We start from the raw sequence: 428 nt of genomic DNA, 5'->3' as shown, positions 1-428 counted from the left end.
GAGCTTTTCTGCGAGCTCATGAATGCCTGTAAAAACATGAACAACTTATGAATAAAATCAAGGCTTGGAACTGATGTGGGATAAATTCGTTAAAGCTTTATTTCGGCAGCACAAGCACCCGATGAAGGATCGGGCGATCCGCGCTGCCTTGGGTTGTGGTGTTTTGAAAGTTTGTGGTTTAAGCTTTAACGTTTTCTCCTTCCATCATTTCCGAGGCCGGGTAGCAGGGTGTTGATAGCGGGGTGCCATCAATAAATCGTCCTTGCGAACTGAAGCGGAGGTTGAGCGAGGGCGTGAAGCAATCTATCTTGTTGTGGCTTATTAATCATTGGCCGCTGCCCTGGCTTGCCTCGGCTGGCCGCCGAAGGGCTCTTACTTTTTTGCTTGATCAAAAAAGTAACAAAAAAATCAAGGCTTGGAACTGATGT

General features: G+C 46.7%; 1 protein-coding gene. It reads right to left on the bottom strand.

Annotated features, from left to right (window positions below):
* Positions 1 to 248 precede the first annotated feature (248 nt).
* On the bottom strand, positions 249 to 428 hold a 180-nt coding region (locus GJU39_RS23730), incomplete at its 5' end, for a hypothetical protein (RefSeq protein WP_209437736.1).

The organism is Pedobacter petrophilus (assembly GCF_009674725.1).
Lineage (GTDB): Bacteria > Bacteroidota > Bacteroidia > Sphingobacteriales > Sphingobacteriaceae > Pedobacter > Pedobacter petrophilus.
Note: the sequence above shows the minus strand (reverse complement) of the source record. Positions and strands in the feature narration are given on the sequence as shown.